16 protein-coding genes and 2 pseudogenes are annotated in these 19,736 nt (G+C 53.7%); 6 read left to right on the top strand and 12 right to left on the bottom strand.

Annotated features, from left to right (window positions below; translation table 11 throughout):
* Positions 1-240 precede the first annotated feature (240 nt).
* From V0R37_RS03015 to V0R37_RS02985, 7 genes and pseudogenes are all read right to left on the bottom strand, one after another.
* Complete coding sequence (locus tag V0R37_RS03015) at positions 241-570, bottom strand: YciI family protein (RefSeq protein WP_420373079.1); 330 nt, start codon at positions 568-570, stop codon at positions 241-243.
* A 320-nt stretch (positions 571-890) separates the two neighbouring features.
* Complete coding sequence (locus V0R37_RS03010; protein ID WP_420373078.1) at positions 891-2,003, bottom strand: hypothetical protein; 1,113 nt, start codon at positions 2,001-2,003, stop codon at positions 891-893.
* 518 nt (positions 2,004-2,521) lie between these two features.
* Positions 2,522-3,142, bottom strand: a complete 621-nt coding sequence (locus tag V0R37_RS03005; RefSeq protein ID WP_420373077.1) for a hypothetical protein — start codon at positions 3,140-3,142, stop codon at positions 2,522-2,524.
* Positions 3,143-3,316: 174 nt separating this feature from the next.
* Positions 3,317-4,087 (bottom strand): hypothetical protein, encoded by a 771-nt coding sequence (locus tag V0R37_RS03000; protein ID WP_420373076.1) that lies wholly within the window; start codon positions 4,085-4,087, stop codon positions 3,317-3,319.
* Positions 4,088-4,285: 198 nt separating this feature from the next.
* Positions 4,286-4,643, bottom strand: a pseudogene (locus V0R37_RS02995) (tyrosine-type recombinase/integrase); the annotation flags it as partial.
* A 124-nt stretch (positions 4,644-4,767) separates the two neighbouring features.
* Positions 4,768-5,766, bottom strand: coding sequence for a hypothetical protein (locus tag V0R37_RS02990; RefSeq protein ID WP_420373075.1), 999 nt, complete (start codon positions 5,764-5,766; stop codon positions 4,768-4,770).
* A 520-nt stretch (positions 5,767-6,286) separates the two neighbouring features.
* Complete coding sequence (locus V0R37_RS02985; protein WP_420373074.1) at positions 6,287-7,669, bottom strand: hypothetical protein; 1,383 nt, start codon at positions 7,667-7,669, stop codon at positions 6,287-6,289.
* Between the two features lie 301 nt (positions 7,670-7,970).
* Here V0R37_RS02985 and V0R37_RS02980 point away from each other — a divergent pair, with 301 nt between their 5' ends.
* The 3 genes from V0R37_RS02980 to V0R37_RS02970 all read left to right on the top strand — a co-directional run bounded on the left by V0R37_RS02980 (position 7,971) and on the right by V0R37_RS02970 (position 11,836).
* Positions 7,971-8,276, top strand: a complete 306-nt coding sequence (locus V0R37_RS02980; RefSeq protein ID WP_420373073.1) for a hypothetical protein — start codon at positions 7,971-7,973, stop codon at positions 8,274-8,276.
* 456 nt (positions 8,277-8,732) lie between these two features.
* Positions 8,733-9,863, top strand: coding sequence for a DUF2634 domain-containing protein (locus tag V0R37_RS02975; RefSeq protein WP_420373072.1), 1,131 nt, complete (start codon positions 8,733-8,735; stop codon positions 9,861-9,863).
* A 125-nt stretch (positions 9,864-9,988) separates the two neighbouring features.
* Complete coding sequence (locus V0R37_RS02970; protein WP_420373071.1) at positions 9,989-11,836, top strand: J domain-containing protein; 1,848 nt, start codon at positions 9,989-9,991, stop codon at positions 11,834-11,836.
* A gap of 277 nt (positions 11,837-12,113) precedes the next feature.
* Here the strand turns inward: V0R37_RS02970 and drt5 are convergent, their stop codons facing one another.
* The 3 genes and pseudogenes from drt5 to V0R37_RS02955 all read right to left on the bottom strand — a co-directional run bounded on the left by drt5 (position 12,114) and on the right by V0R37_RS02955 (position 15,966).
* On the bottom strand, positions 12,114-13,628 hold the full coding sequence (drt5, locus tag V0R37_RS02965; protein ID WP_420373070.1) for an antiviral reverse transcriptase Drt5: 1,515 nt from the start codon (positions 13,626-13,628) through the stop codon (positions 12,114-12,116).
* A gap of 124 nt (positions 13,629-13,752) precedes the next feature.
* Positions 13,753-14,911: pseudogene (locus tag V0R37_RS02960) on the bottom strand (IS30 family transposase).
* A gap of 119 nt (positions 14,912-15,030) precedes the next feature.
* The gene (locus tag V0R37_RS02955; RefSeq protein WP_420373069.1) at positions 15,031-15,966 is read right to left on the bottom strand and encodes a LysR family transcriptional regulator; all 936 of its coding nucleotides are present in this window, start codon (positions 15,964-15,966) and stop codon (positions 15,031-15,033) included.
* A 113-nt stretch (positions 15,967-16,079) separates the two neighbouring features.
* Here V0R37_RS02955 and V0R37_RS02950 point away from each other — a divergent pair, with 113 nt between their 5' ends.
* Positions 16,080-16,814 (top strand): SDR family NAD(P)-dependent oxidoreductase, encoded by a 735-nt coding sequence (locus tag V0R37_RS02950; protein WP_420373068.1) that lies wholly within the window; start codon positions 16,080-16,082, stop codon positions 16,812-16,814.
* A 72-nt stretch (positions 16,815-16,886) separates the two neighbouring features.
* A complete protein-coding gene (locus V0R37_RS02945; protein WP_420373067.1) occupies positions 16,887-17,486 on the top strand; it encodes an NADPH-dependent F420 reductase in 600 nt (199 codons plus the stop codon).
* A 46-nt stretch (positions 17,487-17,532) separates the two neighbouring features.
* On the opposite strand, the gene V0R37_RS02940 is transcribed toward V0R37_RS02945, so the two are convergent.
* Together V0R37_RS02940 and V0R37_RS02935 are read right to left on the bottom strand one after the other, a co-directional pair.
* Positions 17,533-18,216: a haloacid dehalogenase type II gene (locus tag V0R37_RS02940; RefSeq protein ID WP_420373066.1), complete on the bottom strand. Its 684-nt coding sequence runs from the start codon at positions 18,214-18,216 to the stop codon at positions 17,533-17,535.
* 36 nt (positions 18,217-18,252) lie between these two features.
* A complete protein-coding gene (locus tag V0R37_RS02935) occupies positions 18,253-18,873 on the bottom strand; it encodes a TetR/AcrR family transcriptional regulator (RefSeq protein ID WP_489685791.1) in 621 nt (206 codons plus the stop codon).
* Between the two features lie 153 nt (positions 18,874-19,026).
* Between V0R37_RS02935 and V0R37_RS02930 the strand changes: the two genes are divergently transcribed.
* Entirely contained in the window at positions 19,027-19,731 is a 705-nt protein-coding gene (locus tag V0R37_RS02930; RefSeq protein ID WP_420373065.1) for a glutathione S-transferase family protein, read from the top strand.
* Positions 19,732-19,736: the final 5 nt, after the last annotated feature.

Below are 19,736 nucleotides of genomic sequence, written 5' to 3'. Positions count from 1 at the left end.
CTTTTGTGCTCTGCTGTTGCATTGAAGGCTGTGGCGACGGTTGTTGCTACAGCCTTAGTTTTTTGTAGACGTGCTTTTTGACGTGAATGCCCTTACTGCCTGGGACAGTTTTTTTTGCCTCAGCATTCGGTTCTTGAGACGCTGGCGGGCGGGAGGGGTGGGGCTCCGGCACGTCTAGCGGCCCGGCCAAGGCCGGGCTTCCCGCGCCTTCCTGGTCCGTGTGAGCGTCGATCGAACTCCCTACGGCTGTTCCAGTGGCCATACCTCAACGACGCCGTGCGCTACAGCACAAGGGGTTCGTGACACGATGTCTATGGCTTCGGCCAAATCGGCAGCCTCGATGACGGCAAAGCCGGCCACTGGCAAGGGCGAGTTCATGAATGGCCCGTTCATCGTTTCAACGTGAACAGCATCAGGATTGCGCACCTGGACCGGACTGCCTGCGATGCCCATCAGTATTCCGTCTTTTTGCAACTTTGCATCGTGCGCATGGGCCGCGTCGCGGATGGCGGCTGCGGTACGGTCGTAACCCTCTTGCTCTCCATATCCGATCGTTATGAACTTTGGCATGGATGGTCTCCTTAAGAATCCGGGGCGGGAAGAATGGTCAGCAAACCGTTTGCCATGGTTGGAAATAGAGGGTAGCTGCTTCCGACCCATTCCTGTCGTTTGCCCTTGTCACATCAAGCTGGTCGCATCCAGGGTGCATCGGAGGCTTGTGACCCCGGTTTCTTCGGCAAATTTTCGGCCAAGAGACCATTCTGTGGTCCACGACACGCCGGGTCGAGGCCTGCCTAAAGCGGACCGAACCGAGACGCCGACGGCAACTGGCGCCGACAGCTCCTTCTCGCCGAAAATCATCCGCTTTCAGTCGCAAGCGCTTCATTCAATCAGTCGAAGTATGTTCGAGGCATACCGGTGTTGAGTAGTCGCCATCCTTGGCGGTACTCAAAGAAGTCCGCGCCATTCACGTCAAGACCACCTATTAAATAGTCCACGCTGTAAAGGACGGTGGCAATGCTCGTTGTGATTCTGCGGAACGGGGAAAGTGTGTCCTTGGTAGAAAGGTCGATGATGCCTAAATTTTCAACTTTACCCGGTGCAACGACTCCGATATGACTTGATGAGTCGAAAGTTACGACCGGACAATTGTTCGGACTCACGGCTGTATCGGTTGCGGCAGGCAAGGCATTGTCTTCCGTGGCATGAAAAATCACTTGCGAAAAAACTCCAGCCATTTGCATCGCGTACCCTGCGTACGTAATTAACCCGCTTCCAGTAAAGCGAAGGGAGCCTATCCGCACAGCAATAGCTCTCCAAATTCGTACTAAGTTAGCGTATGCATCAAGTGCTTCCTCCACAGTTGGCATTGTTGGCGCCGCCGAAGTTGAACCGATTTTTGCGTGAAAAAGATTGCACCGCATCGCCGTGTAGTGACGTTCCATGACGTAATCCACTATGTTCACGCCGCCAGGGGTCTCGTGGGATAGGTTTAGAGTGCTGGTGATTTGGTTTAGCGCCCGGCGGAGCCAAATACCTTCTTTTTCTCTCTGACCTTTTGGCACCTCCGTCGAAAGCAATACCTCCAGCCCGAGCCACAAGTTACGATAAGCTTCATGTGGGCTTCGGCTCGTCTGGGATAGACGATAAAACCGAAGTGCAGAAATCCACTTTGCAGGGGGAGCAGGGGGCTGTGGAACTATCTGACCCTCGCTGTCGGTTTGGGTGATCGTTACTTGGATCGACATCGGATTGTCGGCCGTAGCCATCCGTTCAATCACAGACTTACCGTCCCGCTCAAACAAAAGAATGTGAGAGCGTCCGGGCGCCCCGATCTCTATGGCTGACGCGTTCTCGAATGAAAGAATGTCAAGAAAACGTTCCGCTTGTTCGTATCCGTCGCGGAGCGTGTCTTCCCTGCCTAGCGACTGCTTTTTTCGCGCTACTAAGAATCCGCTTCCTCGCCGTAGCTCGAATTCCCAATCGTCGAGTTGTTCAACCATGCTAACCGTGCTTTCTGTTGTCAGATGGAGAGCGAGAGCCGATTTGTACCTATTCTCGGAACCCAACCCATCTAGGGAAATACCGTCAATTGAAGCCATCGTTTAGTTTCTCTTATGAGCGGTGGAGATGCATCCGGCGATGTCTGGCCTAAGTCCTTAAGGCCCGAAACATGTGAAGCAAAGTGTAACTCGAACCTGGATCCAACTTGTCCTCGTGCATGTTGAATGCGAGCCGAAACCGGCTACTGCCCTGCTCGAATTTCCGAAAGAAAACGTGATGTCATCCGATACGCAAATACGCCTTCTAGTGGCATCATCGATTTCATCCGACGCAGGGCAGGGGGTCTAGCAAAGATTATCCGCGTGCTTGTACCGGTGAATGTCGTGTTATGGCCCGCGAGCTGCTTTGCATCGCCGGCTGAAATCGACCCTAATCAGTCATTCTGCTTTGCTAAAAGCAGACGTTAACGGTTAATTCACAGATATGGCCCGAGTGTCGGTAGACACTCTCTAGGAGATTACTCTATGGGATAGATGCTTCCTTTGAACATATGCACAATTCTCGATTCATCCCTGGGCAGCAGGTCAACCTCTTCCGAGGCAAATGGCGTAGGAAGATTGGCACCTACGGTGATCCTGCTATCGATGTACCAGTCCGCACGGTGCTTATTCCCGAGAGCCTTTTCGATGAGAAAGCAGTTTGCCATTGCCCAGCTTGAGGTTTTCAACACTATCGCACGTGGTTGAAGGGCAATTTGCCCGTTGAAAATGGCTGACGCGAGCGTGTCTTGGGGAAATGCCCTTCCCTGCACGGATATGCCATAAACTGGCATACCACACGCGTTCTGCAGTGAAGTCCTGAAGCCGTCTAACTCGGCAAAGAAATTACGCTTCGACCAGTTCGGTTCGGTCATATAGGAAAGAAGTAGAACTGAATCGTTCCAAACGTATCCGTGACTGTGCAGTTCGAGGCCGTGATTGATCTTTCCGACGGCATGACTATGCAAGTTCATCATGACCGACGAAGCCTTGCCGGACGCGGCAAGGTTCTTGATACCGGCGAGATCAAAGGCCGTGAGTACACACCGCGACCAATCTTGAGAGTTCATGTTTTTGTGATGGCTGGTTGGGTTGATCAAGGATGTAGTCAAAAACCAATTCAACTCGCAGCTGAATGCAGTAGGTCGGCATTTTCCGAGGCGACGGCAATTGTCAATGATCTACGGGCACTTGTCGGCTGTCAGTTCTTGGTTGAAGCTGTCGGTGGCGTTGATCTTATGGTGACAACTCAATGAAAGAATTTGGTTTTTTTGCTACACATGAAATGCATGGACCAGATTGCCTAAGAGGGCGGGGTGAAGATAGGTGGTTTTATTCGCCGGGATGGTCATCGGAGAGTCTATTGGCGTCAGCTTGATGCCTAAATTCATTCGCCAGCTCGTGAGCCCTTCTACAAGCTCTCTCCATTTGTGCGGCGGCTCTATTTTGTAAGGCATCACAAGGAAGAACCAATAACAATTAATCGCGATCATGCGAACCAAAAAGCGGTGAGACAGCGGGCCGTCATAAAGAATCTCGGCGCATCGAAGGTGACTTGGTTTCAGAAGATTCTCTGTTCCTTCGTTTAGGTTGACCACACGCGAGGCCGTGACAATTTGAAGGCGAAGGTGTAATGGCGGGCAATAGCCGCCATGGAGAATAAAATTAATGAAACCTTTGTGCGCCTTGATAGCCTTATCAGAGGCATCTAATCGAGCGGAGTTGTAGGATATTTTCAATAGCGCCCTAAGCAGCAACTGATAGTCATACGAGATAGTCGCCACTTCTCCAGGAACCAGAATGCGCTGGAAGTGCTCGTCGTAGAGAGTTGAAAGGTACGAGTCGAGCTTGCTGAGAAGTACGTTGTTGCAATGCTCGCAAACGTCTTTAATCGTGGGATCCCCTTTATAGAGTTTAGACTCCCTTTTTGAATATGTAAGCAGGCTCTCATACTTCTCGATCAAGCAATCGGGCCAAATGTGCTCTCTCGTGAGAGGAGCTCTATTTCCACAGTAAGAGCAAAGTTTCATGGCCAGCAATTCCATCGGTTGTTCCGCAGCACTTTGGAGTGCACATCAATTGAAACACATTGTTTCTAGTGGCCAACGAATTCGTATCGGCGCGGTTCGGGCAATTTCCGAGAATGGAACGGAACAGCTGCTATGAGGAAAAGCCTCGAGGTACCGCTTCTTGGCCGAACAGCGACCATCTCAGCTGCTGTCCTGTTCGATTGTAAGTAGATATCACACTTCTGTCTGCTCTGCCATTTCCAGCGCGTCATCGACTTCGATACCAAGGTATCGCGCCGTACTTTCGAGTTTGGTATGACCAAGAGGCAACTGAACTGCTCTCAGGTTTTTTGTGCGTCGATAAATCATTGATGCCTTTGTTCTTCGCACTGTGTGTTCCGTATGCTGTCGGGCCTAAACCAATGGCAGTCACCCAGGCGTCGACTATCCGGGCGTATTGCCTAGTCGAAAAGTGCAAAGATGCGTGGATCCTGCTTGAGAAAATGAAATCATTAGCGCACAGCTGTTTGTAGCGTATCCATGTCACCAACGCGTCGCGTGTTTGCTCAGTGATTTCAAATTGCACAGGCCTCGTAGGCAAAACTGCGCTGCTGTGGGACTACCAACAATGTGACCAGTCCATTCGGCGCACAAACGGTCGAGGTAATGGTGCATTTTCTATCGCTCGTGAAGTCGCTCGAAATGCTGACATTGTTTTAAGCATGACCGGGCTTCTTGTGAGCGAGAAGGTCGATCAGTCTGCGTCTATCCTCTTCGAGAAGTTCTCGAATGTAGTTGTGAGACCTTCTACTTGCGCGCAGATTGGCTCCTTCTTCCGAAAGGATGTCGCTGAGCCCAGACATACGCCTTTCTCCAACCCGTGCCCCCAGCCACGAAGCGAGCGATTCGTTATAGATGGGAAAGTACATAGAAGACGATCGATGTAGCGCAAACGCCCGCAATTCCGCCAAACGAAGAGTGTCGGCCAGATCTCTGTCGAACGTGATCAGATTTGCTACGTAAAATTCGCCCAGACTGGCGTCGTTGGACGAGTTCGACATACTGTCCATCGATCGCAGCAAATGGAGGTCCCAGGCGCAATTTCTAAGCGAGGAGAGCGGTGCGGGTTTGTCATGCAAAGCATGTAGCTTCTGGGATAATTGCGAGAGTCCACCTCGGCAAAGAATGTCAGCGCAGACAATCAGTTCGCGGAGCATTAGCGTCGATAATTCCTCGTGCATAAACTGCACGAGTGCCTCCATCTTTGACTGTGACGACTTTTGCGAAGAATACTCGATGATCTTTGTTCTAGTGAGCATTGCCTCCACCAGGTCGACTTGGTTTTCTATGAGTTGGCCGGTGTAATCCATGTCCCGGTAAAACTCCATTAGGAACTGGTCCGCGTGAGCTTCTGCTTCCCCTCTATAGTGAGCGCGGAACGTCTGTCCCCAATGCGCGTCGAGCGGTCCCTGAATAAGCTTGATCGCGTGAAGCGCAGCCATGGTTTGGCGCACGCCCGTGACAGTCCTAGCTCCCTTGTCACGCTGTGCTTCCCAAAGGTAAAGATATGGATTGATCCGTGAGAGTTCGTCAATAGGGAAATAGTTAGACATCGCCTTGCAGAATTCCAACAACTGCGCAGACGGTTCATCTCTGTATGCCAGCCGTTGGATGAAGCTGGCCGCATTGGAATCGACAAAGGTTGCAGTGCCCATGTAAATATTTATCGTCTCAGATGTGGCAGCTTCGCGATCGATAACCCAAAGAGACTCCACGGAATAGTGTTGACACAAAGCCTTTGTTGGAAAAATTGTGACGTCTCAACTTGAAGGGGCCATAGTTGTCTTCAGTGGCATAGATGATTCTCCAGTCCTTCAGAAGAGACCAGTTATGCTGGAACGCGTGCATCGCTATGAGAGGATTACCCGCCATTCCAACCTCCAGGATAGCTCGCTGGACATCAATGTCCACGTGGTTCTTCGAATACTTTTTATCGAAATTCATTAGTCTGCCTGCAGTTTATTTTGGGTGTCCAAGCACAGACTATAGTCATGTCCCGTCCGCAAGGTATCAGAGGACAGGAGACGCTGCAGAGCAGGCAGTGAACTTCGCTTGCTGAACTTCCGCTTCTGGCCGATTGAAGTCAACGAATGCACCTTAGTCGAGAACGGTTTGGGGATAGAGGGCTAAAGACTACATATTTCCCGTGCCAAGGCGCGGGCCAATGAAGTGAAGTCACTTGCTGAGGCCTGCTGCATCCACCAGCCAGTCTAATCCTTCGCTGCCAATACGTTTCATGGCCTCTTCTAGCTTGGTCGGATCCGGGTTGTCGAATGCCTGTGACATCATCGGATAAAGCTGCGTTGAGCATAGGAGGCACATTCGGCTCAGTGCTGCAGCTAAGCGCTCGACTTTATGCAACTCATCTTCTGTGGGAAAGTTCTCGCCATGCACCAAGACCGAACGAGTTTTATATACCGCTAGAGCCTGCTCATGGACACGGTGATCCTCATTGCAACCGAACGCCTCCAAAACACTCTTAACCCGGCCTGCAAATATTTTTTTACGCCCTGGCTCGAATTTTCCGAAGAACAATCGTTCGATCGCTGATACGTATTTAACGATACTCGCTGATGCATTTGAATCCGTTGCAGCGTCTCCAAACCAATTAATTGCGTCGATCAGCCTCTGGCGAAGATGCTGGATATCTACGGGGTCGACGATCGATGTCAAAGCAGAACCAAAAACTGCTAGTTCATTGGAGCCCTGCATCAATGCTTCGTACCAGTTTTCCGTACCAACCGGCCCTGAAGTATTCATACCGATGCTTGAGTGAATCACGCCATGGGCATCGGCATACAGATGTGCCGTCTGTAGGGCATCGCTTTGCGACCATGCGTGTCTAATTTTCCGAGTCGGCTCAGTACCTAAGAGGACACGGACAACATGAATCGCCATCTCAACGGCATGAACAGCACGCTCTTTAGAGGTCACTTTATCGCAATCAGTTACTTTGACGCTTGCAATCCACGGATATCCCCGGTAAGTCTTGATAGCACGCGCCTGAAGCTTGCGGATGAGCTGTCGTGATTCAACTTCACTGTACGCACGTTCTCGCGAAAATCCGCGTGCGACCGCTGCATTCACATACTCGATATGAGCCGCTGTCTCTGCTTCGACGCTGCACCTAAGCACCAACTTTCTATCTTTGAAGAACTTCCCTCTCCGGGTAAAAGTGACGGGCCCAACACGGAACTCGTCCGGAGCACCTTCTGGGAACAGTACACATGGCAAATAATGTTCGGTGACAATAAGGGATTGCCTCAATGCTGCCAAGGTATCTTGAAGCAGCAACACTGCAGTTTCTTGATTGTCCTCACGAGCCTCCTGCAACACCAGCTTTACGAAGGCATCAATCACTGCGCTTCTAGCACGCTGGCGACCAACACGGCGGGCGAGGCCGCGATCTAAATCGAGCACTAGATCCGTAAGCGCTCCTAACTTGTTCCAGGCGAGACCGCCACATTGGATATGACCACTCCCATTGGGATGTGGAATATGGCAAAAGGATTCGTTGGGATGCTTTCGCAAGTAGGCCATCCGCTCATCGACTGGCATTTTTGCAAATCGAAGGAGTTGCCGGCAAACAAACTCAATGTGGTGCTGAGCACGCTTGACAACGTCCTTCGCAATGGTAGGAGACTCTGGGTTGCAATCCATACTTTTGACAGTTTGATTGGGCTCGTACGTTCCTGTGTTCTATTCGCAGTTGATATAGTCGCTTCAGGCTAGCGAGCCTATTCCGGCAGACTTTCGTCCCATGCAATGATAGTGCTGATCGGCGGACATTTGGTGAGCCTGCAACAAGAATGTTTTAACGAATAGCCTTCCGAGTAAAGCAATTCTACGGAGAATCAAGATGAATGACGCTGCAAGCATGACCGAAAACTCGATAAAGGCGCGAGTTAATGTCAAGCTAGCCGAGTATGAAAATCGACCGCTCCTCGAGCAATACGCAATATTTATGGGGAGGGCTCAGATACTCGAGTTTGGTTTAAAAGGTCTTCTCATGCATAGATTCAACGCCCCCACAGATAGCGTGGAGCACTTGACTCTTGGGAAAAGAAGAATGCACTCAGAGATCGAGGCTTGCGACCTGATTTCATCAGGTTCTTGGAGAGTGTGGTTGAGCATCGGAACAATATGGCGGATGAATTCTTGGTGAATAATTTAATCACTCAATCCATAGGTGAATTCAGCTACCGCAAGCTGTATGGAGATTTGTTTCGCGCTCTCTATGAGATAGAACAGATAATTATTCTTTATGATTGGTGCGAAGAACATGACGGATGGATGCTGCAGCCTAAACATGCCCGACCATAGTTAAAGCTTATGCCACTTTAGGGACGTGGCGAATGACCCGCTCATGGCTCGAAAGCGGTAGCTGCAAGCTCACAACTCCAACGCATCTGACATTGCATGTCAGGCCTGGTAGTTACGGCGCTTCAATGCAAGCGAGCGCACCTCGACTTGCAGGTATATACCAGCATGCCAAGAGGGCTGAGGATTGTTTCGTCAGTTGGGTTATTTAGGCTCTTGTACGCAAGGTAGGCGGCTGTAGCGAACAGTCGGTATTGGGCAACGCAAGTATGATGATTACTGGCGGACGGATAGGAAAAGTATGGTCAACAAAAAAAGCGGCGACTCTAGTCTGGGAGGTAAACCAACCCGCGACGACTTCAGTCAAACAACCAGGAACACACTTGCGTTGCGAGCAGGATATCGTTGTTCATTTACAGATTGCGGAATTCCCACTGCGGGCCCAAGTGATGAAGCGCTGGATAAGCATATTAGTATCGGGGTGGCAGCGCATATTTCCGCAGCCTCGCTGGGAGGAGCGAGGTACGACGAAAACATGACCTCGGCCGAGCGCACGCACATTCGTAACGGTATTTGGCTATGCCAAACGCATAGTCGGTTGATTGATGTGAATCCTGTCGCGTACCCCGTCGAGGCCCTCCATAAGATGAAGGAGGAGCACGAGGATAAATTGCGTAGTGAGATGAGTGGAAGAGTTTGCTCTTCGATGACTTCGGATTTTATTGCTTTAGGCCCAGACATCATATTCTTGGGTGAGCTCGTTTCGGTGGAGGCGCAAGCGTGGTCATTCCGCCTGGATAACTTCTTTGTGGGCGACCTAGGAGCCTTGATTAAGTTCAGCGAGCGATTCGATACTGTCGACCCTTATGATCAATATGTTTTGGTCAATGCAATAGGGGATGGGCGCCAGCTATCTAAGGCTCCTAGCTGGCGAAAAATGGAGAACTGCCATTTCATCACGGTCACAGTGATGGAGAGCTATCCGCGTATCGACGCTCATAAGCTACCAAGGAGCTTGGCGCTGGATGACAAGCATGATCTTTTTGTGGAGAACGGTGATCTCGCCACCATATCTGGATTTGAGGCTCTGTCGCAGACAATAAAGATGTGCTTATCCACGAGGCGCGGTGAGGTATTTTTTAGCCTCAATTACGGCACGAGAATTGGAGAGTATTCGAAGGAGTTTGTTGGTTCTCCCTGGCTGCCGCAGCTGATAAAGCTTGAGACCATTAGAATGGCATGCATTCCCCATGCGGGTGTCGGCTCCGAGAAACCTGTGACCCCCTTGAAATGTATACAAAAGGTAGTGCTCGTTGAGCAATTGGACGCTTGCGGTGCTGATGGGTGGGCTCCCTTCCGTTTTCAATTGGAGATCGAAGGTGTAGGCGCTTGGGCTGGTGAGCTGACCCTATTTATTGCTAAAGACCTCTAATGCAGCCTCCGCAATCCTGTGGACAAGGTGACTGGTTCAGGGCCGACTTTTTTGTCGACTATGGCAGCTCACGATCCAAACGGGTCTAATAGGGAAAATGGCGATTCAATATCTGGAGATGATGGATGACTGGCTTCCTCTCGAAATTGCTCGGAAAGACAAAGGCGGAAGTGCCCCTGGAGTCCTTGGAAATGAGGGCCCTGATCTCCGATTCGAAGAAGGCATCTGGCAGGCGGGAGCCGCCGACCGCACTAGATTGGTCTCAAGCAGAGTACATTCCGCTACCGCCATCACCGCCAATTTGGGAGGTCGACGGTCGTGACGAGTTTCATCGTGAGTACAACGATCCATTGATGGGCCCAATTTTTCAGGCCGGATTCAAGGGCCAAAATACCAAGGTCGTAAAGCTCGCTGTCAGCCTTTCCCCAGTTCAGCGACAAGGCCGCGTCGGAGAGGTCATAGCAAAAGCTTATTCCAAACTCATCGTCCAGCGAACGAAGTCTGGGCAGTTGGGGGCGGCGGCGAAGCAATGCGTCGAGATGTTTGAGCTGGTTCCCGATCACGTAAAGGACGTTGATCGCCGCCGTTTCAATCGCATCCTTGGGCTGATGGACAAGGCGGGTAAAAAACATGACCATAAACCTGTAGAAGTTTCCAACCCTTCATCAATGCCATTATTCACGGTATCGGATGACGCTCCTTGGACACTTACGGGCGAACGAAAACTGCAGAGCAATGAGCAACCCGATTCCACTCTCGAGATTGCTGCCATGGATGCGACCGGGATCTGGCTGATTGACCGCGCTGCCAGCGAGGATCGGCCGGAGGTAAAAAGCGTACTTCGCCGAATTGGCCGATACGGCCTCTTTGTTGGCGAGAAGGCTCTGCTACATGATGTCTATCACACTGGGGCCGCTGCCGTCGGTTCCAGCATCGCTATCATGGACTCCAGCGGGGTTCTTCACATCTACGACGCAGAGCTGAACATCATCGCCGAGTCCAATCTTCGCGAGGACCCCCGCGTCGTAGATCACTTCCGGACTATCAAAACGAACTACTGGGGGGAGTTCAAGTCCCAAGTGCGGGCCGTAGATTTTGCTCCCGAGGGAGACCGGTACCTTTTCACATTAGCCGACGAGGCATGGTGCTGCACGACTGCGGGCGTCGCAGTGTGGGGGGTCGTGATGCCTCTTAAGGAAGGCTGGAAGCGTGTCGTGGGTCGGAGTGAGCGCTTCGGAGCGGGGCAAGATGTTGAGGATGCGTTGCGGCTTTTTGGGTTGTCGCTGCCAGTCGATCCTGCGGACATCAAGCGGAAGTACCGCAAATTGGCACAAGTCCACCATCCCGATCGCAATCCTGGCGATCCAACTGCCACTGAGAAAATGAAGTCCCTCAACAGGGCATTCGAGATTCTGACCGGTGTCGATCCGACTACGCTCGGATTCGAGGAGTCAGACGCCACCTATTTTGCTCGAACGGCTCCCGACCATGTTGTGGAGTTGGAGGAATTTCGATTAGAGATAACGATAACTGGAGGAACTCCTCAAGATTGGGTCTACGCGGCTAGCTTTGCTGCCGACGGTGGAGCCTACCTCGCAACCTACTCGGGTAAGGTCATCCTGGTTTCACAGAAGGGGCTGCCTGAGGTAGTGTACGACATCGGAACTTGTCCGAGCGAGATCATAGGCGTTGGTCGGTACACCTACTTCCTCACGCCCACCCGGCTCTACGTCGTCGAAAACAAAACGAAGCTCGTGGCTCTCCTCGATGTCTTCAGACAGGGTCGGCTGCTTGTTTCGCACACCGGATTTGGGTTGCTCTCGGGCAAGCGGCTTCAGTGGTTCACGGAGGCTGGTGTGAAAGTCGGTGAATTGACGGCGCGAGACCCGATCCGGGCGATTCACGCGGTAGAAGGCGGAGCAGTCGTGCAGACTCGACGGCATCAAATCGAAGTACAGAGACTCGTGACATGAAGCGCCATCGGGCTTGGCTGGGTTGGCTGGGGTGCGATAGGCAGTACATTGCCGCCGTTCGAGCTAAGTCAGCCAATGGGTGACGTGCAGCAGGAGCCGTTGTCCGTACGGCTCAAGTTAAAGCCGCAAAGTTGCCATTCAACGCTCCAGATAACCTCGACCACGGCGGTGGGCGGCACCAGCTCAATAGTTCAACGACGTGACGAACACCGCACGCCACCGTTCGCGGTCTTCCATAACAAATCGGTGATTGAGCGAGGGATTGGCAGCTATTTCGTTAAACCCGCTTGACGCTTTCAGCCACTATGAAGTTCAGCGGCGAGCATTTGGAGAAATAGTCCAGAGCGTAGTTGCGCTCGGCCTTCTTCAATGTTCGGGTTCCGGCGGCCGATGCCCACGAGAGCCAATCTGATTGCCCCGACTTTAGGTACTCACTTCTCAGTTCCTTCAGGCCGAAGCCTTGCTCCGGGATCTCCAGTACCTTGGCCCGTGCGATTCGAAAGTCCTGAGACAACTCGTAGAGCCGTAAGAGAACTTGCCCGTAGCAACCTGCTCCAAGTAGGTGATCCTCTACAAGGCAGGCAAGCCAGAATAATTGGTACTCGACGAAATATGACTCTGTCTTAAGATAATCTAGCAGGATGCTTGCAAGTGCCGCTTTGTCTGTGATCGTTGCGCAGAGTGAATAGAGGTGCTTGACAAGATTCGGGAACTTGCGGAGCAGGGTTGGTAGATGCTCGAGAATGTCGTCGCTGTGCAAGCGTAGGAACGCGAGAATGAGATCGGCGTCGGCCTCTTCGAGCGAATCATCCCGGAGTAGAGCGAGGAGCGAAGTGACTTGATCCTTTGTGAGTTCCGACACAACCTCTTCCTCAATCTCTACAAGGTCAACTCCAGAGGCGCCTTCTACCAGCTCAACGCCTTCGATGATTTCGATCAGCGACTCGTGAATCGCGGAAAGCGTGTCTTCGACGCTGTCGACGCTCTTGTCAAAGTGCGTTTTGCTTGGGTTCACATTGAGGCCAAATTGACCAAGAAGTTGTTGAATACGGAAGAAATCTTGCCGCAACACTGACGGATCGTCGTCAAACAGATTGAAGTCATCCATGAATCTCGAGATTGCAGCGGATTTCAGAACGCCAGACAGGTCGACGAACTTCAGAAATTCGTTCCCAATCATCTTTGCCGGATAAATCCCGTGGGGAAGAAAGTCAACGCTTCGACCGGCGTTGATCTCACGGAAAAATTTGCCTATCGCTGCAGAGTCCGCCTCAGTTACCGTTGTTCTGCCGGCGAACCAGTGTGAGATGTCGTGGTGGTACAGGGTGTTGAAGTACGAGGCAATGTCGAATTGCAAACGATGCGAGTGCTTGGCCGCGAGCTCAGTAAGGCTTAACTTGTACTCGGTGTAGGCGGTATGGACGGGGACGTGGCCTCCATCCTTAAAATTGTATCCAAAGCTTCTGCGTTCGAAACTCACTTGGGAACGAAAGATGGCCCGGTTTCTATATACGATATCGTACATAAAATATTCGGCCACTGGGTCAAGCTTGACCGTGCGGCGAAGATGTCCGCGAGGCTTCGTTGCATGCACGCGTTGCTGCGGTAAGAAGTTGTCCGCAGGATGTGCATCTGACAAAACTCGAGTCGTGATGTACTCGGCCAGTTCATTCTCGTAGTGCTCCAAAACGATCAAATTGGTCTTCATCGGGAAAAGCGTTCCCGAAAAGTCAGCCTTGATAAAATCAGAAGTTCCAGCCACAAGCATCCCCGAGGTGGTTAGTTTTGACATCCAATCTGAGGTAAGGGTTGGCGCCTCCCTTTGACGACATGTTACCAGTCGTTCATGACTAACTCTTCCCAGCCCGAAGCGGTCAAATTAGGAAGGCCATTAATGGCTACTCATGGCTGTGGATTCAACCGGTAGGTGCAACGGTCTGGTTAAATCGTTGGGCTGGTGTTTCGTAGTTTAAGGTTTTTCTCGGACGCTCATTCAATCGCCTCGCGATAGCGTTGAGCTTAGCTTGTGAGTAATCAGACAGGTCAATTCCCTTTGGCAAATACTGCCGCACAAGACCGTTGGTGTTCTCATTGGTCCCCCGTTGCCAGGGATTTGGGGGTCGCGGAAAAACACCTTAATATCCGTAGCCAGAGTGAAACGCTTGTGATCGGCCATCTCCTTGCCCCGATTCCAGGTGAGCGACTTATAGAGTTCCCGTGGCAGTTGTCGGGCATGCTTGATCAACCCATTGACCACCGTCTCAGTATCTTTGCCTGTCACCTTCACCAGCATGACATAGCGCGTCTGACGCTCCACCAGAGTCGCAATCTGGCTGTTACTGCTGCCAAATAGCAAGTCTCCTTCCCAATGCCCAGGAACCGCGCGGTCTTCCGCTGAAGCGGGCCGTTCGCTGATCGAGACAGCATCGACGATCCGGCCATGGTTGTCTGTCTTCTGCGTATGATGACGGGAGCGACGCATGAGTCGCGTACGTCGCAAGTGCGCCAGCAATTCCTTCTTCAGTGCGCCGCACGCCTGAATAAAGAGCGTGCGATAGATGGTTTCGTGAGACACCTGATGTTCCTCGTTGTCCGGATAGGCGCACTTCAACCAGCCGGCGATCTGCTCCGGTGACCACTGTAGCTGGAGCTTCCAGGCCACAAGGTGCGCTAGGTTTCGATTGTCTGCCAATTTGCACGTCTTGGGACGAAGAGCTCTGTTCCACGCGGCGTGATCCGCCAAGCTCGCACGATAATCCGATGACCCGCCGTTACGACTGACTTCCCTGCTGATCGTGGAGGGCGCCCGCTTGAGCCTCATGGCAATCGAGCGGATCGAGTGGCCCGCAATCAGGCCCCGCGAGATCTCTTCGCGCTCGGCTAACGTCAGCGCCCGACCGGATCGACATCTTGGCACTGGTTGTATGCCGCCAGTCTCCGCAAGAATCCGCTGGATCGACGAGTGGTTTCGATCAAACAGCTGGGCGATCTGCTGAAGTGATTCGCCCTTACGCCAGCGTTCCCACATCAGAGCTTTCTAGTCTCCGTATAGTAGATTCGAGGCCGCTTCTTCATCTGCAACACTCCTTCTGCTTCTTATGTAGCGTTTAGTATGTTGCATCCACCGGCTGAATCCGCAGCCGAAAGCAGACTGTCGTTGATCTGCTTTGCGGATGTCCGAGGCCTTCAGGCTTTTACATCCTTCCCTGAAACTGAACGCCGCCCGGCTTTGAACTGCACTCAGGCTCACCCAGCAGCTCAACCATCCGCAACTCACATGGAGAAAGATCATGCCCCCGTCGTTGCGAGACCATGAACGTAAGCGAACCGAGGTGCCAGGCACGGCGTTCAAGTTCGACGAGCTGTCCGTTCGCTAGATCATCGCCAACCAGATGTCGTGGCAAGTGCCCCCAGCCCAGGCCGGCCTTGAGGAGATCGCGTTTGGCGCCCAGATCATTGACCAGCCACTGGCGCTTGCCGGCGACGCCTTGTTGGGTCTTTTCCCATTGCGGCTGGTTGTCCGTAACGACGACCTGAACATGTCGAGCAAACTCGTCCATCGGGACGGGTTTCAGTATCGAAGCGAGCGGGTGAGATGGCGCGCAGACCGTCACCATGTCCGCCTCGCACAGCCAGTGGCGCTCTATGGCATCCGGGTTTACCTCGGGCACGTTGTTGATCGTCACAGCCAGAGCACACACCCCTTCGAGCACCAGGTTCTCACCGCCTTGCATGGTTGTGATTCGCAGGTCGATCACTGCGGTGTGGAACTCCGCTTGCAGCGTCATCAAGCAGTCGATCAGGTGGGCGCGCGGGAAGTAGGCATCGATAGCAACCGAAAGCTGTGGCGCCCCGGCGCTGGCTATAGAGCTGGCGCGGTTCTTCATCTCTTCCGTGCGTGAGATCACCGCCCGCGCGTCCGGCAAGAGGCTGTGCCCCGCCGCGGTGAGCTGCGCCTTCCGTGTGTTTCGCTCGAACAGCTCGACATCAAATGCGCTTTCCAGCGCCTTGATCGCATGGCTGATGGCTGACTGTGCGCGCCTGAGTTTCCGCGCCGCACCTGAAAAGCTTCCCTGATCGCATACCGCAACGAACGCACGCAACTGGTTGATGGTGACATTGTCGAGCATATTAATCTAAATAATAGATTGAATTTATCGATTTTTCGTCAATTGTCTTGATGTGTCAAGGGTTCTAGACTGTTCTTTAGTTTCAATATAGGACGCCGACTTGGCGACACACCATGAACAGACTTAATGGAAAGACCGCCGTGATCACCGGCGGCGCTACCGGCATAGGCCGCGCCGCGGCAAAACGCTTTATCGACGAGGGCGCCTTCGTCTTCATTTTCGGACGCCGGCAGGAAGCGCTTGATGCCGCCGTGGCCGACCTCGGGCCCAACGCCCGTGCGGTGAAGGGCTCGGTCTCCGATCCGGACGACCTGGACCGGTTATATGCGGCGGTGAAGGCCGAGCGCGGAACCCTCGACATCGTCTTCGCCAATGCCGGGACGGGGGGCCTGCTTCCGCTGGGCAAGATCACCGCCGAGCACATTGATGAAACCTTCGACACCAATGTGAAGGGTTCGATTTTCACGGTCCAGAAGGCGCTGCCCTTGATGGGCGAGGGCGGTTCGATCATCCTCACTGGCTCGAGCGCCGGCACGACGGGCGCGCCGGCATTCAGCGTCTACAGCGCGAGCAAGGCGGCAGTGCGCAACCTGGCGCGGACCTGGGCAGAGGACCTGAAGGGCTCCGGCATCCGGGTAAATGTGCTTTCGCCCGGGCCGACGGCAACCGAACTCGCGAAAGAAGCGGTAGGCGAGGAGGGCTTGAAGGCCTTCGCCTCGATGAATCCGCTCCAGCGCATGGCCGAACCGGCGGAGATCGGAGCGGCGGCTGCGTTTCTCGCGTCGCAGGACAGCAGTTTCATGACCGCCAGCGAGCTCGCCGTGGACGGCGGCCTGGCGCAAATCTGACATAAGGCGCTCTGCCGGCCACTCCAGCCGATAGCTGAAACCCGCAGGGCGCTGCAACCAAAAGGAAAATATATGAGTTATGCAATTATTGGCTTCGGCAAGGTCGGCCAGGCTCTTGCCACGGCGTTTGCCCGCAGCGGCATCGAGGTATCCGTTGCAACCACCCGCGACCCGGAAAGCTTTGCATCCGCCGCGGCCGCGATCGGACCCGGGATCACTCCCAAAACACTGGCGGAAGCGGTCAAGGCGGACATCATCTTCTTGGCTGTCCGTTACGAGTCCCACCGGGATGTCGCCAAGGCGCTGTCTACCTGGAAGGGAAAGACCATCGTCGATGTGACCAATGCCTACGGCGTGCCGCCTGAAGAACTGGGAGGGCAGCCTTCTTCCAAGATCATCGCGCAGGCCTTCACTGGTGGAAGACTGGTTAAAGGCTTCAACCATTTGGCCGCTTCCGTTCTCGGCCAGGATACGGCCGTGCATGGTGGCAGGAGAGTCGTATTCCTGTCGAGCGACGATGACGACGCGGCCGAGGAGATCGCTGGGCTGGCGGAAAATCTGGGTTTCTCGCCGATCACGCTTGGCGGGCTTGCGGAAGGTGGACTGCTTGTGCAGGCGCGCGGAAACACCTGGGGCCGACTGATCTTCAAGGACTTGGTCAAGGTCGGCTGATGAGTCGTGATGGCACTAGCTCTACAAAGCGCGGCCCATTAAGGTTTCATGTGCGAAATTGCGAAAGCAGTAGCGGCAACTCGGACAGCGCCTTTAACTGATGCTTCGATGGGGCGCAATGGTACTCAAGCGGGGCGCCTTGCCTGTTGATGCGTACGGCGTTGAATCCGAAAGCCGCTGCGCCCGCCACATCCCACGCATTCGACGACACGAAGCAAACCTCGTGGGGGCGCACATCTAGACGGTCGCATGCCAGTTGATAGACGCTGGGGTCGGGCTTATAGGTCTTGATGTCGTCGGCGGAAATGCAGTCATCCAGCAAGCCGCCAAGATTGCCGGCGCTTATCGCGCCCTGCAGCATGTCATTATTTCCGTTGGACAAGATCGCGGTGATATAGCCTTCAGCCTTCAGCATTTCAAGGCTCTTGGCGGCATCCGGGTAGGCTTTCAATTCGAAGTAGGCGTTCAACAGGCTTTCTTTTAAGCCCGGCCGGTCTTCAAGCCCATAAGTCTGCAGGGCGAAGTCCAATGCTTCAATGGTCAGTTGCCAGAAGTCCGCATATTTTCCCATTACTCCGCGGGTCCATGAATATTCAAGCTGGCGCTGACGCCAGAGGGCCGAGAGTGCCTCGGCGCTATCCCCCACTTTGTCTGCGTTCCCCATGACGGCGGAATGGACGTCCAGCAAAGTGCCATAGGCGTCAAAGACGCATGCACGAATCGAATTCACGTTTATCTCCTGTTGGCCGCGGCGAAAGCCTGGGCGTCATGGTGTGCCGGAGGCGTCCAGAAGGGCCAGGGCAGGCGCTACGATGCCCTTTAGTAGTTCGGGCTCGGGCCGTACCCGCGCCAGAACACGCACTCCCATCAGAACTCCAAGAAGATGCTTGGCCAGGATGTCCGGCGGCATGGATTTTCCTATGCTCCCGTTGGCCTGTCCCGCGCTTAAATGCTCAAAAAAGAATCGTTCGATCTGCTTTAGAACGCCGGCGACGATTTCTTGAAACTCAGGGTCGTGCGGGGCCAGCTCAAGGGCGGCGTTGACCAGCATGCATCCCTTATGCTGAGGATCGCTTAGCGAGCGCTGGATGATATCGGCGAAGAATGCGTCTATCGCCTCGCGAGGCGGCAGTGCATCGCACGACTGGATGCGCTGCGCAACGCTGCAATTGACATAGTGATCCAGCGCTCTTTGATAGAGTGCCCGCTTGTCGCCAAATGCGTTGTACAGGCTCGCTCCGGTCAGGCCCGTTTCATTGATCAGGTCCCGTATCGAGGTAGCCTCGTAACCCTGGTTCCAAAAACATTGAACCGCCTTGTCGAGCACTATTTCTTCGTCGAACTCCCGTGGCCGCGCCATCCGCCTTCCCCCTTTTGTTTCTCGCACTTCAAACGCCTTAACTTTTTCAGCGTTGTATGTCATTATAGAACACATGAACTAAAATAAATCTCGAACTTGGTTTTACATCCAGGGTGTTGCTTTTCGCCGTCGATGAATTCCGCCAACCGGCCGCCTTCGTCACAGATAAAGGATATATGCATGATCCATTTCTATTTTCACCCTACGCCCAATCCGGCAAAGATTGCGCTCTTTCTGGAAGAGTCCGGCCTGCCTTACGAATTGATCCCCGTCGACACAAGCAAGGGGGAGCAACATACGCCGGCTTTTCGGAGGATCAATCCCAATGGGAAGGTGCCGGCGATCGTCGATCCGGACGGGCCGGGCGGCCGCGAAGCGCGTGTGTTCGACTCCACCGCGATCCTGATCTATCTTGCCGAAAAAACGGGCGGCTTCCTGGGGGCGCCGACAGACCGGCCGGAACTGCTTTCCTGGTTGCTGTTCATTGCTTCCGGCCTGGGGCCGTTCTCCGGCCAGGCCGTGCACTTCCAGTTCGCCGCGCCCGAGGGCCTGGATTACGCCGTCACGCGTTACCGGCGCGAGGCCGAGCGCCACTATCAAGTGCTGAACGATCACCTGGAAGGGCGTGAGTTCATCGCCGGCGATACCTATACGATTGCCGATATGTCGGCATGGGGATGGCTGGATCGCGCGGCGCGCGTGCGGAAGGGGGCGGATGATCCCCTTGAACCGTTCCCCAACCTCAGGCGACTTTTTCTGAATGTCGATGCGCGACCAGCAGCTGCCCGCGCGCGCGAGGTGGGTAAGGACCATGCTTTCAAGCGGGCCAACGATGAAGAAACAAGACGGTCCCTGTACCCGTCCAACTATCCTTCCGCCGCCTGAAGCAG

The organism is Pollutimonas rozaliensis (assembly GCF_048751585.1).
Taxonomy (GTDB): Bacteria; Pseudomonadota; Gammaproteobacteria; order Burkholderiales; family Burkholderiaceae_B.
Note: the sequence above shows the minus strand (reverse complement) of the source record. Positions and strands in the feature narration are given on the sequence as shown.